General features: G+C 64.2%; 5 protein-coding genes. 1 reads left to right on the forward strand and 4 read right to left on the reverse strand.

Translation table 11 applies throughout. The features are described 5' to 3' along the window. Positions 1-4 precede the first annotated feature (4 nt). From V6093_RS01395 to V6093_RS01410, 4 genes are all read right to left on the reverse strand, one after another. On the reverse strand, positions 5-868 hold the full coding sequence (locus V6093_RS01395) for a diguanylate cyclase domain-containing protein (RefSeq protein WP_406669676.1): 864 nt from the start codon (positions 866-868) through the stop codon (positions 5-7). Positions 869-1,083: 215 nt separating this feature from the next. Next, positions 1,084-2,412: a TolC family outer membrane protein gene (locus V6093_RS01400; RefSeq protein WP_047603943.1), complete on the reverse strand. Its 1,329-nt coding sequence runs from the start codon at positions 2,410-2,412 to the stop codon at positions 1,084-1,086. A gap of 1 nt (position 2,413) precedes the next feature. Further along, positions 2,414-3,754: an HlyD family type I secretion periplasmic adaptor subunit gene (locus tag V6093_RS01405; protein ID WP_012052828.1), complete on the reverse strand. Its 1,341-nt coding sequence runs from the start codon at positions 3,752-3,754 to the stop codon at positions 2,414-2,416. Between the two features lie 6 nt (positions 3,755-3,760). After that, positions 3,761-5,497, reverse strand: coding sequence for a type I secretion system permease/ATPase (locus V6093_RS01410; RefSeq protein WP_014860848.1), 1,737 nt, complete (start codon positions 5,495-5,497; stop codon positions 3,761-3,763). A gap of 542 nt (positions 5,498-6,039) precedes the next feature. Between V6093_RS01410 and V6093_RS01415 the strand changes: the two genes are divergently transcribed. After that, positions 6,040-16,866 (forward strand): peroxidase family protein, encoded by a 10,827-nt coding sequence (locus tag V6093_RS01415; RefSeq protein WP_406669677.1) that lies wholly within the window; start codon positions 6,040-6,042, stop codon positions 16,864-16,866. Positions 16,867-16,964: the final 98 nt, after the last annotated feature.

The following is a 16,964-nucleotide window of genomic DNA, read 5'->3' on the forward strand; positions in this document are numbered from 1 at the left end:
GCTTTCAGCCAGTCGCAGCGCGTTGGCGCTTGATTCGGTACATGTGCCCGTCAGCATGGCGCAGTAACATGTCGGCATCGTTGCCGTCTTCGGGAAAGCGGGCCACGCCAATACTGCAGGACGGTGCATCGATGCCGGCAAACTCGGCATCGAGCGGTTCAGCCATGACCGCGAGAATGTACTGCACGTGCGTGGCAATGGCCTCCGGCGACGGGCAATCGGGCAATAGCACGGTGAATTCGTCACCGCCCATCCGCGCTACCGTGCCAGCCGCCCCTACGCAGCTTTCCAGGCGGCGGGCCAGTGTGCACAGGACCTGGTCACCCACGCTGTGGCCGTGGTTGTCGTTGATCTGCTTGAAGTCATTGATATCGAGGAACAGCAAGGCCAGCCTGCGGTTGTGACGCCGGGCCGCGGCCAGGGCAGTGTCCAGCCGTTCATTGAACATGGCGCGGTTGGCCAGCCGGGTCAGAGGGTCATGATGGGCGAGGAAGCGCAGTTCGTCTTCGGCCTTGCGCTGGGCGGTAACGTCCCGCGCCACGCCGATACGCGCCTGGGCCTCCTCGGACCAGCAGGCCGCCCACAAAATGTGCACCACGCTGCCGTCCTTGCGAAGGTAACGGTTGCAAAAGTCGTAGTGCGGCTGGCCGTTCATCACCCGCATGATCGAGGCGCGCGTGGCCGCGAGGTCGTCAGGGTGCATGTAGCGGGTAATCGGCGTGCCGATCAGTTCGCAGGCCCCGTAGCCCAGCAGTGTCTCGCAGGCATCACTGACGAACACGATCTGGTTGTCCCTGTCGACCACGAATACCGTGTCCAGCATCAGATGGATCAGCCTGGGGTACAACGCTTGCAGGTCTACGGGCATGGCTCAGGGTGTCCGCGGCAGGGTGACCGATCATAGCCTGAAGGAATACGTCGCAGCTACGGCAGCCTGCAGGGCGGGTGCCCCTTCCTTGAAACTGGCAACGACCGCATCGAAAGGGGTGGGTCTCGTGGATCGTTGCCACCGGTCAGGCCTTGCTGGCCTGTTCGCAGTACAAGGCTGCTCGTGCAGGGACACTGCATGGCTTGAGGTCGCTATCAATTGCTGACTATCAGCTCCGGCCCCAGGTAATCATTGATCTGCTCGATATCATCATCCCCCAGGCTGCCCACCGACGAGGCCAGCCGCAGGCGCGACATCAGGTAGTTGAGCTTGGCCTCGAACAGGTCATGGCGGGCGTCATACAGCAGCTCCTCGGCATTGAGCACATCCGAGTTGGTGCTGGTGCCACCTTCCTTGAAGCCCTTGCGGGTCGAGGTCAGCGAACGCTCGTTGGAGGTCACGGCCTTTTCCAGTGCCTGAATGCGCAGGGCGCCACTCTGCACGCCACGGTACTCGCGGGTCGTGTTGGAAATCACCTCCTGGCGAGTGGCGTCCAGTTCATCCAGGGCCTTGGCGCTGTTGGCGCTGGCCTGGCGGGTCAGGGCACGGGTGCTGCCACCGCTGTACAGCGGGATGTTCAGCTCCAGCCCGATCGAGCTGTAGTGGTTGCGCTGGTTCAGCTCGGAAATCGACTGGCTGCTGCCCGCGGTGTAACCCGCCACGAAATCCAGGGTCGGGTAGTGTCCGGCGCGGGCGCGGTTGACTTCTTCCTCGGCCAGCGCGTAGCTGTGCCGGCGCGCATGAATCAGCGGGCTGTCAGCCTGAGCTTTGACCAGCCACTCCTGCAGGTTGCCCGGCATCAGCGGCGGGGTGCTGAAGCCCGCCTGCAGGGTGGTCAACGCCTGCGGGGTTTCACCAATGTATTCCTCCAGCTTGCGCCGGGCGTTGACCAGGTTGTCCTGGGCGTCGATCAGGTCGGCCTCGGCCAGGTCGCGCCGGGCCACCGACTCGTCGACGTCGGTAATGGTGCCGGCGCCCAGTTCCTTGCGCCGCTTCGCCGATGCCAGCTGTTCCTCGAACGCGTTCAGCTTGGCCTTGGCCAGGGTGATGGTTTCGCTGGCCAGCAGCACGTCGAAGTAAGCGTCGGCCAGGCGCACCGCTGCGTCCTGGCTCTTGGCATCGAACACCGCCACGCTGTAGTCGGCGCGTTGCTGGCCCTGGCGGTACTCGGCCATCTTCTGCTTGTTGAACAGCGGCTGGCGCAGGCGCACGTTGGCGCCCTTGGAGTCATAGTCGAGGTCATTGTCCTGGCCATTCTGGCGCTGGCTGCCATTGACCTGGTTGAAGTAGGCCGAGGCGTTGATCTGCGGCAGCAGGCCGGCCTCGCCGATGGCGCGGTTTTCGCCACCGGCTTGTTTCTCATGCACGGCAGCGCGGTAGATCGGGCCCTGGTACTGCAACAGGTCCCAGGCTTGCTTCAGGTCCATGGCACTGGCCTGTACGGCAACTCCCAGCAGGCACACCATCAGGCATGGGCGTTTCATGTCATTGCTCCTTGAACGCGGCGTCCACACGTTCGAGCATTGGTTTGAGCAGGTAGCTGAGCAGGTTGCGCTCGCCGGTCTTGATGGTGACGGTGGCGGGCATGCCGGGGCGGATGTGGTTGCTGCCCAGCAAGCCCATGCCGGCCGGCGTCACTTCCACCTGGGCCAGGTAGAACGGCTGCTTGCTTTCTTCGTCGAGCAGCCGGTCGGCGGAAATGGTTTTTACCCGGCCGGGAATGTTCGGCGTCTGCGCATGGTTGAAGGCCGGGAAGGCGATGTCCACGGCAAGGCCTGGAACCATCTTGTCGATCGCCTGCACCGGGATCATCGCATCGACCTGCAGCGGCTGGTCGAGCGGCACCACTTCCATGATCTTGGCCCCGGGCTGGATGATGCCGCCGACCGTGGCGATGCTCAGGCCTTGGACCATGCCGTCGATCGGCGAGCGGATCACCGTGTGGGTCACTTCATAGTCCAGTGCGCGCAAGCGGTCGGCCAGGGTGGTGTTTTCCTTGGCGGTATCGGTCAGTTGCGACTCCACCTCCTTCAGGTAATCGTGCTGGCGCTGCAGGATGCGCAGCTTGATCTCGGTGGCCTGGCTGCGCGCCCGGGCAATGTTATTGAGGTTTTCGGCCTGGCCGGCGGACAGGTCGGCATTGCTGCGCTCCAGCTCCAGCAGGCGGTTGCGGGGTACATAACCTTCGGCGGCCAGTACCCGGGTGCCTTGCAGTTCCTGGTTGAGGAAGCCGATCTGCGAGGCGCGGGCGCCGTACACCTGCTGCAGGCCTTTCAGTTGCACTGCCGAGGCCGTGAGGTTTTCTTCAAGGATGCTCAGTTCGCCGGCCAGGCCCGCGCGGCGGGTGTCGAGCAGGCGCTGTTGCAGGTCCATGGCGGCCAGCAGGCGTGGGTCATTGGCGTAGTGTTCAAGCAGGGCAGGGTCGAACGTAACGGTATCGCGGCCATCGCGTTCGGCTTCCAGGCGGTTTTCCACGGTCTTGCTGACGATGTACTGGGCGCTGAGAGCGCCTTGTTCGGCCACCGCGCGCAGGGCATCGAGGCGCACCACTTCCTGGCCTTTCTTCACCACATCACCTTCGCGCACCATGATCGCTTCAACGGTGCCACCGCTCAGGTGCTGGACCGCCTTGCGGTTGCTGGTGACCTTGACCGTACCGGTGGCGACCACGCCGGCGTCCAGTGGCGCCAGGCAGGACCACAGCAGGAAGCCGCCGAAGCCGGCGATGACCAGCCATACGCCCCAGCGTACCGGGCGGCCCGCGTCCAGGTCGATCAGGTGGCTGGTCTCGGCGGGGATCAGTTCGGCATGTTGAGTCATCTGCATGGTTGGTTACTCCCGTACTTTGACCGAAGCCAGCGGTGCCGCAGCCGTTGCCGGAATCACCGCGGCCTTGCGCAGCGCGGCGAACACTTCGTCGCGGCTGCCAAGCATGTGCACACCACCGTCGCGCAGCATCAGTATCTGGTCGACCGCGCACAGCACATTGGGCCGGTGGGAAATCAGCACCACCGTGGCGCCGCGTGCCTTGAGCTCGGCCAGGGCATCGACCAGGGCTTTTTCACCCACGTCATCGAGGTTGGCGTTGGGCTCGTCCAGCACCACCAGGTTGGGCTCGCCATACAGGGCGCGGGCCAGCGCGATGCGTTGCTTCTGGCCGCCAGACAATGGGCTGCCATCGGCGGCCAGGCGGGTGTCGTAACCCTGCGGGAAGCGCAGGATCATGTCGTGTACACCGCTGCTGCGGGCAGCACGGATCACCGCGTCGCTGTCCACCTCGGCAAAGCGGGCGATGTTTTCGGCGATGGTGCCTTCGAACAGCTCCACGTCCTGCGGCAGGTAGCCCAGCCACGGGCCCAGTTCGGCCTTGTTCCAGGTGAAGATATCGGCGCCGTCCAGGCGCACCTTGCCGGCCTGGGCCGGCCACACACCTACCAGCAGGCGGGCGAGGGTGGACTTGCCCGAGGCCGAAGGGCCGATGACACCCAGGCTGTCACCCGGGGCCAGGCTGAAGCTCACCCCGCGTACGATGCTGGTGGTGCTGCCAGGGGCGCCGGCGATCACGTTCTCCACGGCCAGCATGCCCATCGGCCGCTGCAGCGACATGCTTGGTGGCCGTTGCGGGTAGTCCTGCAGCAGGTCATTGAGCCTGCCCCAGGCCAGGCGGCAGCCCAGCAGTTGCTTCCACGCGGCGATCACCTGTTCCACCGGGCCCAGGGCTCGGCCGGTCAGGATCGAGCAGGCGATCATCATGCCGGGGGTGATCGTGCCCTCGATCGCCAGCAGCGCGCCGGTGCCGAGGATCAGCGACTGCAGGGTGATGCGCACGAAGCGCCCGGTGCTGCTGATCAGCGCCGCGCGATCGGAGGCCAGGGTCTGCATCTGCAGGATGCGCAAGTGGCCCTGGTACCAGCGCTTGCCGATTGACGGCAGCATGCCCATGGCTTCGATCACTTCGGCGTTGCGCAGGTTGTTGTTGGCGTAGCTGGCAGACGACATGGCTGCCTGGTTGGCTTCGGCCAAGGGCTTTTGCGTAGCCTTTTCAGTGAGGTAGGCCAGGCCGACGAGGATCAGCGAGCCAATCGTGGTGACCAGCCCGAGCCAGGGGTGGATCAGGTAGCAAACCAGCAGATAGATCGGTGTCCAGGGGGCGTCGAAGAACGCGAACAGGCCGTTGCCGGTGAGAAACTGCCGAACCTGCGCCAAGTCCTGCAGGGCCTGGGCCGGGTTACCGCCGGCACGGCTCAGGTTGCGTTCGAAGGCAGCGCTGAAGAGGCGCCGGTTCAGGCTCATGTCCAGGCCATTGCCCACCCTTATCAACACCCGGGTGCGGACCATCTCCAGGGCCGACATCAGCAGGAACAGCCCGACCACCAGCAAGGTGAGCATGCCCAAGGTCGTGACATTGCGGCTGACCAGGGCGCGGTCGTACACCTGCAACATATAAATGGCTGGCGTCAACATCATGACGTTTATCACGCCGCTGAAGGCGGCCAGGGCGTAGAAGCTGCGGCGCAAGCGAAACAGCACGTCGGCCAGTTCGGAGCGGGTGCGTGGTGGCTTAGGCATCGGGGGCCTCCCTTTATCACAAAGCGGGAAGCCCTTGCGGCGCCCCGTACAACGGCTGTTGTGGCTTCTTGGTCGGCTCGCAGGCGGGTCGCACTGATGGCGATATTGCCCAAACGCTGCGTTGCTCCCACAGACTGCAGCGTAGGTTGCAACGAAACATCCAGTAATATCATTTCGCTCTATAAATACTTTGAACTTTTTATAAGTCACGGAAAAACAGTGAGTTGCATCTGATTATCAACGGCTAAGATTTTTTTGACGAAATATTGACAAGCTTTTGGCCTACGACTTTAGTCTGAAGTATTCGGGCCCTGTGCGAGCTGGGATCGATGCACGTGCGTTACACCTGTTGCGCACGGTTTACAGGGCCCCTCCTGCAACGGGGGCCAGCTTGCCAAGAAGAGGCCAGAGGTTTCAGCACACGAGTGCTGCGCTACTGAGCCCGGTACACCCAACCAGATTCTGCGCACGTCAACACTGACTGGGCGCGGGAAGGACCCTGCTGCCCTGTGTCATCTCCGGACAGATCGAGGGCAACTGCAATGGCCAATTTCAGCAAGTCGGACCTTGAATTCATCCTCAAACAGATCTTCATCGCTGAGGCACACGCCGATGGCGCCAGCCTGATCGACCTGCTGCCCAACAGCCAGGTACCCTTTGGCCTGCGCACGGTGGATGGCAGCTACAACAACCTGGTCGCCGGGCAGAGCGAGTTCGGCGCAGCCGACAACTCGTTCCTGCGCCTGCTCGAAGCCTCTTACCGCGCCAACTATGTCGGCACCGGCAATGTTGTCGATTCGCAACCGCGCACCATCAGCAACCTGATCGTCGACCAGACAGCCAACAACCCGGCCGCAGTCGAGGCCAACGGCGGTGCCGCGCCGGTGATGAGCCCTGGTATCGATGGCGTGTTCGGCACCGCTGACGACAAGCCTGTGTTCTTCATCCCGAACGTGTCGCCAGACGCCGGGCTGACCGCCGGCTTCAACGCCTGGATGACTTTCTTCGGTCAGTTCTTCGACCACGGCCTGGACCTGGTCAGCAAGAGCAGCACCGACATCGTGTTCATCCCGCTGCGCCCGGACGACCCCCTGTTCGTGGCCGGCAGCCCGACCAACTTCATGGTGCTGTCCCGCGCCGTGCGCACCGCTGGCGCCGACGGCGTGGTGGGTACCGCCGACGATAGCCAGCCCAACACCACCTCGCCCTTCGTCGACCAGAGCCAGACCTACAGCTCGCACCCCTCGCACCAGGTGTTCCTGCGCGAATACACGGTCAACGCCGCAGGTGACCCGGTGGCTACCGGGCGCCTGATCACCAACCGTGATCTGGGCGCCGATGGCAAGTTCGGCACCGCCGACGATGGCAACGGCGAAAGCGGTGGCATGGCTACCTGGGCGGTGGTCAAGGCCCAGGCCCGCGACTTGCTGGGTATCAACCTGACCGATGCCGACGTGCATAGCGTGCCGCTGCTGGCCACCGATGCCTACGGCAACTTCCTGCGCGGACCCAACGGCATGCCGCAGGTGGTCATGCGCGTGAACAACGGCGCCGATGGCATTGCTGGCACCGCCGATGACGTCACCCAGCTGGTCGAGGGCGACCGCAATGCGCCGATCAGCCTGGCCAATGCCGTGAGCACCGGGCATGGCTTCCTTGACGACATCGCCCACAATGCCGCGCCCGTGGTGGTTGGGGGTGTGCTGCAGGCTGACGCCGACACCCTGGTGGGCAACGCACAGCCGGTCGGGCAGGGTGGCAACAACCTGACCTACGACAACGAATTGCTCGACGCGCACTACATCGCCGGTGACGGCCGGGTGAACGAGAACATCGGCCTGACTGCCGTGCACCATGTGTTCCACTCCGAGCACAACCGCCTGGTGCAGCAGACCAAGGATACTCTGCTGGCCGCGGGCGACCTGGCGTTCCTCAATGAGTGGCTGATCGACGACGTAACCGCTATCCCCACCGCGCCTGCCGACATCGCCGCGCTGGTGTGGGATGGCGAGCGGCTGTTCCAGGCCGCCAAGTTCGGCACCGAGATGCAGTACCAGCACCTGGTGTTCGAAGAGTTCGCCCGCACCATCCAGCCGCAGATCGACGAGTTCCTCGCCCCCAACGGCTACGACACCTCGATCAACCCGGCCATCCTCGCCGAGTTCGCCCATGTGGTGTACCGCTTCGGCCACTCGATGCTGACCGAAACCGTCGACCGCTACGACCCGGCGTTCAACCCGGTTTCTGCCGACCCGGCCAACCCCGACCAGCAGTTGGGCCTGATTGCCGCGTTCCTCAACCCGCTGGCGTTCGCCGGTAGCGGGGCCACGGCCGATGAAGCGGCGGGCGCAATCATCCGCGGTGTTACCCGCCAGGTGGGCAACGAGATCGACGAGTTCGTCACCGAAGCCCTGCGCAACAACCTGCTCGGCCTGCCACTTGACCTGCCTGCGCTGAACATCGCCCGCGGTCGTGATACCGGCATCCCCAGCCTGAACGAGGCCCGCCGCGAGTTCTATGCCGCCACCGGCGACAGCCAGCTCAAGCCCTACATCAGTTGGGTCGACTTTGCCGACCACCTCAAGCACCCGGCTTCGCTGATCAACTTCATTGCCGCTTATGGCACCCACAGCAGCATTACCGGGGCCACCACCGAGGCCGCCAAGCGCGCCGCCGCCGTGGCACTGGTACTTGGCGGAGACGGCGCCCCCCTTGACCGCCTCGACTTCCTCAACGGCACCGGTGCCTATGCCAACGTGACGCTGGCGGGCGCGGACGGCATCGCCGGCACCGCCGACGACATTGCCGGGGTGACCGTGACCGGGGTCGACGCCATCGACTTCTGGGTCGGCGGCCTGGCCGAGAAGAAAATGCCGTTTGGCGGCATGCTCGGCTCCAGCTTCAACTTTGTCTTCGAAACCCAGCTGGAAGCGCTGCAGAACGGTGACCGCTTCTACTACCTGTCGCGCACGGCGGGCATGAATTTTGGTACGGAGCTGGAAAACAACTCCTTCGCCAAGCTGATCATGGCCAACTCCGACGTCACCCACCTGTCCAACACCGTGTTCCTCACTCCCACGTTCACCCTGGAAGTGAACCAGGCCAACCAGTTCACCGGGTTGGGTGCCGACGGCAAGGCCGACCCCACTGGCGGCATCGAGATCAACGGGGTTGAAATCGTTCCGTTGGTGATCCGCGATAACCCCGATACTGTCGGGCCAGACGGCAACTTCCTGCATTACACCGGTGAAGACCATGTGGTGCTGGGTGGCACCGCTGGCAACGACATCATCATCTCCAGCGAAGGCGACGACACCCTCTATGGCGATGCCGGTGATGACCTGCTCGAAGGCGGCGCCGGCAACGACGCGGTGCTGGGTGGCGCGGGCGACGACATCATCACCGATTCGTTCGGCGACAACCGCCTGGAAGGCAACGCCGGCAACGACGTGATCGTCGCTGGCAGCATGGGGGTTGCCGGTAACCTGATCCTGGGTGGCGATGGCCAGGACTTCATCATCACCACCGAGGACATCAGCACCACCTTCGGCGGCCAGGGCGACGACTTCATCCTCGGCGCCAAGACCAACCTGCCACCTACCGGTAACGAAGGTGACGACTGGATCGAGAAGGGCACCCAGGACGGCGCACCTGGTGACAACTTCGCACCCTTGCTGGGTGACGAAGTCATTGGCAACGACATCTTCGTCGGGGGCGGCGGCTTTGACGAAATGATCGGTGAGGGCGGCGACGATATCTTCGTCGGCAGCGATGCCCAAGACAAAATGGACGGCATGTCCGGTTTCGACTGGGTCACCAACAAGAATGACCGCGTGGGTGTCACCGTGGACCTCAGCCTGGCCGCCTTGGCTCAGCCCCATGGCAACGCGCCTAACCAGAACGCTGGCGTGTTCAACCCGGTGGGCGCTTCGCCGGCATCGATTCTGGATCGGTTCGCCGAGGTCGAAGGGGTGTCCGGTTCGGCCTACGCCGATGTGCTCAAGGGCGACGACGTCGATGCCGTGACCATTCTCAACCATGGCGGCGCCACCGGCAGTGCGCTGACCAACGTGGCGCTGATACGTGGGCTGCAGCAGTTCCTGGCGGATGCCGGCCTGCCCACCACCGGCTTTGCCACCGGCAACATCATGCTCGGCGGCAATGGCAGTGACCTGATCGAAGGCCGGGGTGGCGATGACCTGATCGATGGCGACAAGTGGCTCAACGTGCGCATCGCCGTGTACGCCCCTGGCGACGTCGACCACACCGGCCCGGAAATCGCCAGCTTCGACAGCATGGCCGACATGATTCCGTTCATGCTTGACCGCACCTACAACCCCGGTCAACTCAAGGCCGTGCGCGAAATCCTGCCCGGGACTTCGACCGGCGGGGCCGCCTTCGACACGGCAATATTCTCTGGGCTACAGAGCGAGTACCTGGTGACCCAGAACACCAAGGGCACCGCCGATGTCGCCGATGACGTCTGGACCGTGACCGACACCGTGGCCGGCCGCGATGGCGTCGATACCCTGTTGCACATCGAGCGCCTGCAGTTTGCCGATAGCCAGCGCGTACTGGTGGAGGGGGTGAACGCACAACCCACCGGCAGCCCGACCCTGCTCGACGGCAACGGCGGTGCGATTACCGTGGGTGATATGCTGACGGTGAGCGTGGCCGCCGTGCGCGACGCCGACAACATCAGTGCAGGCAACCCGACGGGCTCGCTCGCCGACCGTTCGGTGTCTTACTACTGGCAGTTCGAGGCCGACCCGGGCAGCGGTGTGTTCCAGGACATCATCCTGCTACCGGCCGGCGACCTGGCCTTCCAGAGCGCCGATGGCACTTCGTTCAAGGTGTCGCCAGACCTGGCCGGGCTGAGCCTGCGGGTCAAGGCGATCTATCAGGATGCCCATGGCACCACCGAAGTGCTGTACTCGCAGCCTACCACCGTGGTGCAACCTGGCGCGCCCGTGGTGCCGACAGTGGCCACCCCGGTGGTGGATGCCAGTGACGGCGGTGCCGGCCTGCACATGGTGCGCTCCGACCTGAACTTCATCCTCGCGCAAATCAAGATTGCCGAGGCCGATGCCGCCGGGCAGGACATCCTCTCGCTGATCCCCAACGTCCGCGCAGCCATGGGCCTGCGTGCGGTGGATGGCTCGAACAACAACCTGATGAACCTGAACGGCAACAACAACACCCAATACGGTGCCGCCGACAACGTCTTCCCGCGCGTGACCGACCCGGTATTCAACCCGGCCGAAGGTGCGCCAGCCGGTTTCTTCGGCCCAGGTTCCCCGGCGATCCCGGGGTCGTCGTACCAGCAGACCAGCGGGCCGGTGTTCGATTCGCAGCCACGTACCATCAGCAACCTGATTGTCGACCAGACCTCCAACAACCCGGCAGCCTATGCCACCGCGTATGACCCGGGTGCCGATGGCGTGCTCAACTTCGGCGCCGCAGGCAACGACGACGTGCTCAAGGATGGCGTGCGCATCGTCGCCAGCCCAGGTATGGACGGCCAGTTCGGCACCACCGACGACCATGACGTGTACCTGTTCGAGAACACCGCTGCCGATGCCGGGCTGTCTGCGCCGTTCAACGCCTGGATGACCTTCTTCGGGCAGTTCTTCGACCATGGCCTGGACCTGGTCACCAAGGGCGGCTCCGGTACCATCTACATCCCGCTGCAACCGGATGACCCGCTGTACGTGGAGGGTGGCTTCACCAACTTCATGGTGGTAACCCGTGCCACCAACCTGCCTGGGCCGGACGGCATCCTTGGCAACGCCGACGACATCCGCGAACACACCAACACCACCACGCCGTTCGTCGACCAGAACCAGACCTACAGCTCGCATCCCTCGCACCAGGTGTTCCTGCGCGCCTATGTCATGACTGACGACGGCCCGGTCGCCACGGGCCGGTTGATCACCAATCGCGACCTGGGCGCTGATGGGCGGTTCGGCACGGCCGACGACACCGAGATCGGCGGCATGGCCACCTGGAAGGTGGTCAAGGCCCAGGCCCGCGACCTGCTCGGCATCAACCTGACCGATGCCGACGTCGACAACGTGCCGCTGCTGGCCACCGACGCCTACGGCAACTTCATCAAAGGCCCCAACGGCTACCCGATGGTGGTGATGAAAGGCCTGGACGGTATTGCCGGCACCGCTGATGACCAGGAGGTCGAAGGCAACCCGCTGGCGCCGCTCGACCTGACCAACGCCGTGCGTACCGGGCACCAGTTCCTTGCCGACATCGCCCACAATGCCGTGCCGGTGTTCAGTGGCGGCGTGCTGGCGCCGGATGCCGACAACGTGGCCGGCAATGCCGTGCCGGTCAACCCGCAGACCGGTGCCAACCTGGCCTACGACAACGAACTGCTGGACGCGCACTACATCGCCGGTGACGGCCGGGTCAACGAGAACATCGGCCTGACCGCCGTGCATGCGATTTTCCACTCCGAGCACAACCGGCTGGTGGCGCAGACCATGGACACCGTGCTCGACTCGGGTGACCTGGCCTTCCTCAACGAATGGCTGCTCAACCCGGTCAGCGCCTTGCCAGTCACCCCGGCCGAGATCGATGCCTTGGTGTGGAATGGCGAGCGGCTGTTCCAGGCGGCCAAGTTCGGCACCGAAATGCAGTACCAGCACCTGGTGTTCGAGGAGTTCGCCCGCACCGTGCAACCTCGGGTCGACCTGTTCTTTGCCCCGACCCAGGTGTACGACGTCGACCTCGATGCCTCGATCGTGGCCGAGTTCGCCCACACCGTGTACCGCTTTGGCCACTCGATGCTGACCGAGACTGTCGACCGCTTCGACATCGACTTCAACGTCATCCAGGACCCGGCCAGCGCCAACCCCGACCAGCAACTGGGGCTGATCGCGGCCTTCCTCAACCCACTGGCTTATGCCGCCAGTGGCGTAACCCCCGAGGACGCCACCAGCGCCATCGTGCGCGGGGTCACCCGCCAGGCCGGTAACGAAATCGACGAGTTCGTCACCGAGGCGCTGCGCAACAACCTGCTCGGCCTGCCACTGGACCTGCCAGCGATCAACATCGCCCGTGGCCGCGACGTCGGTATCCCTTCGCTGAACGCTGTGCGCCGTGAAATCTACGGGCAAACCGGCGATACCCAGCTCAAACCGTACAGCAGTTGGGTCGACCTGGTGCAACACCTGAAACATCCAGAGTCGCTGATCAACTTCATCGCGGCCTACGGCACCCACAGCACCATCACCGCTGCCACCACCCTGCTGGAAAAACGCGCCGCGGCCATGGCCTTGGTGTTCGGCGGCGATGGCGCACCCGCCGACCGCATGGACTTCCTCAACAGCAGCGGCGCCTGGGCCAATGTGACCCTGCCCGGCAAGGACGGTGTACTGGGTACTGCCGATGACCTGAAGGCAGTCACCGTGACCGGTGTCGATGCCATCGACCTGTGGATCGGCGGCCTGGCGGAAGCAAAAGCACCGTTTGGCGGCATGCTCGGCAGCACCTTCAACTTTGTGTTCGAGAACCAGATGGAGAAACTGCAGGACGGCGACCGTTTCTACTATTTGGAGCGCACCGCGGGCCTGTCGATGAACGCCGAGCTGGAAAGCAACTCGTTCGCCAAGCTGATCATGGCCAACAGCTCGGCCACCCACCTGCCAGGCCTGGTGTTTTCCGACCCTGGCTTCTACCTGGAACTGGACCAGACCAAGCAGTACAACGAGGGCCTTGGCAGCGCCGACCCGCTGGGCGAAAACGGCGAGCAGGTGGTGTTCCGCGACAGCCCGCTGACGGCTGGCCCGGACACCCACTACATCCGCTATGCCGGTGCCGAGCACATCGTGCTGGGCGGCACCAACGGGGACGATATTCTGGTCTCCAGCGAAGGCGACGACACGGTCTGGGGTGATGCCGGCAACGACCGCATCGAGGGTGGCGACGGCAACGACCAGCTGCGCGGTGGGGCCGGGGACGACATCATCAGCGACATGGGCGGTGACGACAACATCCAGGGCGGCGACGGCAACGATGTGTTGCATGGCGGTAATGGCATCAACCTGATCATCGGCGGTTTCGGCAATGACTTTATCGTCACTGGTGAGGACGCCTCCGAAGCCATCGGCGGTCAGGGCAATGACTTCATCCTCGGCAGCAAGGCCAACGAGCAGGACATGGGCAACGAAGGTGACGACTGGATCGAGAAGGGCACCTCGGACGGCGCGCCTGGCGACAACTTCGACCCGCTCGGCAACGACCCGATCATCGGTAACGACGTATTTGTCGGCGGCAACGAGAACGACAAGTTCAACGGTGAAGGCGGCGACGACATCATGGTCGGCAGCTTGGGGTTCGGCGACCGTTACATTGGTGGCTCGGGCTATGACTGGGCAACCTTCAAGGACTTGGCCCAAGGCGTGTCCATCGACATGAGCGACCGCTTCTTCGATGTGCCACTGGTACCGGGTTCGGGCGCTTCGACGCTGGTGCGCTTCGACATCATGGAAGGCCTGTCGGGCTCGGCGCATGGCGACTTCCTGCGCGGCGACAGCGAAGACGCCACCTCGCTGCCTACTGCAGGTGCTACCGGCAGCGTGCTGACCAACATTAGCCTGATCGACGGCCTGGCCGGCCTGCTGGCGGCCGGGGCGACCTTCTATGACGGTGGCAATATCATCCTCGGTGGCAGCGGTAGCGACCTGCTCGAAGGCCGGGGTGGCGACGATATCCTCGACGGCGACAAGTGGCTGAACGTGCGCATCAGCGTACGCGCCAACCCTGATGGCACCGGCCTGGAAATCGCCAGCTTCAACAGCATGGAGCCGATGGTGCCGTTCATGCTCAATGGCACCTACAAGCCGGGCCAGCTGGTGATCGTGCGGGAGATACTCAGCGGCACCGACCACTACGACACGGCGGTGTACTCTGGGGTGTCCACCGACTACAGCGTGGTGGTCGATGGCAACTCGGTGACCGTCACCGACCTGGTGGCTGGTCGTGATGGCGTCGACCACCTGACCGGCATCGAGCGCCTGCAGTTCTCTGACAGTTCGCAGGCCTCTGGCGTCGGTACGGCAGTCAACGCCGGCCCCACCGGCCACCTGGCGATTCTCGATGCTACCACCGGCTTGCGCGACGATACGCCAGTCAGTGGCCAGCTGCTGAGGGTAAGCAACCTCGCCGTGCATGACGCGGACAATGTCAGCGCAACCAATGCGACCGGTGCGGTGAACGGCCCCGTGGCCTACTACTGGCAAGTCGAGGCGCTGCCGGGTTCCGGGGTTTATGAAGACATCACGGTTGTGGCCGCTGGTGAAGCGACACGGGTCACCGGTACGACCTACCGCGTCACGGACGATGTCGCCGGCCTGAACATCCGCGTGCGTGCGGTGTACCAGGATGCCAAGGGCACGCTGGAAATCGTCGATTCGACGCCGAACAGCGCGCCGAGCGCCGGGCCGACCGTGACCGGGCTGCTGGTGCAGAATCAGACGCTCACCGCCAACCCGGCCACCATCGTCGATGCCGACGGCCTGAGCAACCCTCAGTTCACCTTCCAGTGGCAGTCCAACCGGGGTGTCGGTTGGGTCAACATCGCCGGCGCCATCAGCAGCACGTTCGTCCTGACCCAGGCGCAAGTGGGGCAGAACATGCGTGTGGTGGTCAGCTACGTGGATGACTTTGGCGTGCAGGAAAGCGTCGCCTCCGACATTCTCGACCCGGTGGCCAACGTCAACGATGCGCCGACCGGTGCGTTGCTGATCAGCGACACCACGCCCGACCAAGGCCAGACGCTGACCGCGCTCACCGGCGCAATTGCCGACATCGACGGCCTGGGGGCCTTCAGCTTCCAGTGGCAGCAAGGCACCGGCGGCACCTTCGCCGATATTGCCGGGGCCACGGCGGCCACCTTCACCCCCGGCTTCGCCCAGGGTAACCAGCAGCTACGGGTGATCGTGCGCTACACCGACGGCTTCGGCACCCTGGAGTCGCTGACCTCGGCGGCGACCGCTGCAGTCACCGTGCCACCGGGTGTTGTACTGGTTGGTACCAATGGAGCCAACACCCTGACCGGTGGCGCAGGCAATGACGTGATCTCGGGCTTGGGCGGCAACGACACGCTCAACGGCCTGGGCGGCAGCGACCAGCTGTTCGGTGGCATTGGCAACGACATCCTCAATGGCGGTGACGACCCCGACTTCCTCAATGGCGAGGATGGCAACGACACCCTCAACGGCGGGCTTGGCGCAGATGCCATGAACGGCGGTGCCGGCAACGATACCTTCCTGGTCGACAACGCCGGGGATACGGTCACCGAGGCACTCAATGGTGGCACGGACCAGGTGCAGACCAGCCTGGCCAGCTACACCCTTGGCGCCAACGTCGAGAACCTGACCTATACCGGCAGCAGCGCCTTTACCGGTACCGGTAACGCGCTGGCCAACACCCTCACAGGGGGGGCCGGCAACGACCTGCTCAACGGCGGTGCGGGTGCCGACCGCTTGGTGGGTGGCGTGGGCAACGACACCTATGTGGTGGATGACGCCGGGGATGTAGTGGTCGAGGCGACGGGGGCCGGTACGGACCTTGTACGTACCACGCTGGCCAGCCACACCATGGCCGCCAACGTCGAGAACCTGGCCTATACCGGGGTGGGCAACTTCACCGGCACGGGTAACGGGCTGGCCAACATCATCGACGGTGGGGCAGGTAATGACACGCTCAGCGGCGACGGCGGTAACGATGTGCTCAACGGCAATGCCGGCAACGACATCCTCAACGGCGACGCCGGGAACGACCAGCTGTTCGGCGGCCTGGGTGACGACCAACTGCGCGGTGGAGGGGGGGACGACAGCCTCGATGCCGGTGGCGGCAACGACACGTTGCTGGGCGAGGCCGGTAACGACAACCTGAACGGGGGCGCTGGCGATGACAGCCTGGATGGCGGCAACGGCAATGATACCCTGCAGGGCGGCGATGGTAACGACACACTGTTCGGCGACGTGGGTACCGACACCCTGATCGGGGGGGCCGGCAACGACTTCCTCAACGGTGCGGCAGGTAACGATACGGTGGTGGGTGGGGCCGGTAACGACACCCTGATAGCCACCGATGGCAACGATGTGTTCCAGTTCGCTGCAGGCTTTGGCAACGACTTGATCATCAATTTCGATGCCATTGCGGCAGGTGGCCAGGACCGGCTGGATATCACCGCCCTCAACATCACCGCAGCCACCTTTGGTGCCAGTGTGACCATCGCCGATGTTGGTGCGGACACCTTGGTAAGCATCGGTGCTGCCGACTCCATACGTTTGGTGGGGGTGGCAGATGCAACCACGGTGACCGCCGCAGACTTCATCCTGGCCGGTTGAGGGGCGCTGGGGTTAGCTGTTACGGGTACAACAGGGGGGCTGCGCAGCAGCCCCTTTTTCTGCGCAAAGAGTCGCCGAATGGTTCCCCGGGCCTGTCC

The sequence above is a fragment of the Pseudomonas putida group bacterium ESBL64 genome (assembly GCF_045277175.1).
Lineage (GTDB): Bacteria > Pseudomonadota > Gammaproteobacteria > Pseudomonadales > Pseudomonadaceae > Aquipseudomonas > Aquipseudomonas alloputida.

Bases quoted from the DNA above. Each gene is read 5' to 3' on its own strand.
- V6093_RS01395 (WP_406669676.1), bottom strand. From the start codon at position 868: ATGCCCGTAGACCTGCAAGCGTTGTACCCCAGGCTGATCCATCTGATG.
- V6093_RS01410 (WP_014860848.1), bottom strand. From the start codon at position 5,497: ATGCCTAAGCCACCACGCACCCGCTCCGAACTGGCCGACGTGCTGTTT.
- V6093_RS01405 (WP_012052828.1), bottom strand. From the start codon at position 3,754: ATGCAGATGACTCAACATGCCGAACTGATCCCCGCCGAGACCAGCCAC.
- V6093_RS01400 (WP_047603943.1), bottom strand. From the start codon at position 2,412: ATGAAACGCCCATGCCTGATGGTGTGCCTGCTGGGAGTTGCCGTACAG.
- V6093_RS01415 (WP_406669677.1), top strand. From the start codon at position 6,040: ATGGCCAATTTCAGCAAGTCGGACCTTGAATTCATCCTCAAACAGATC.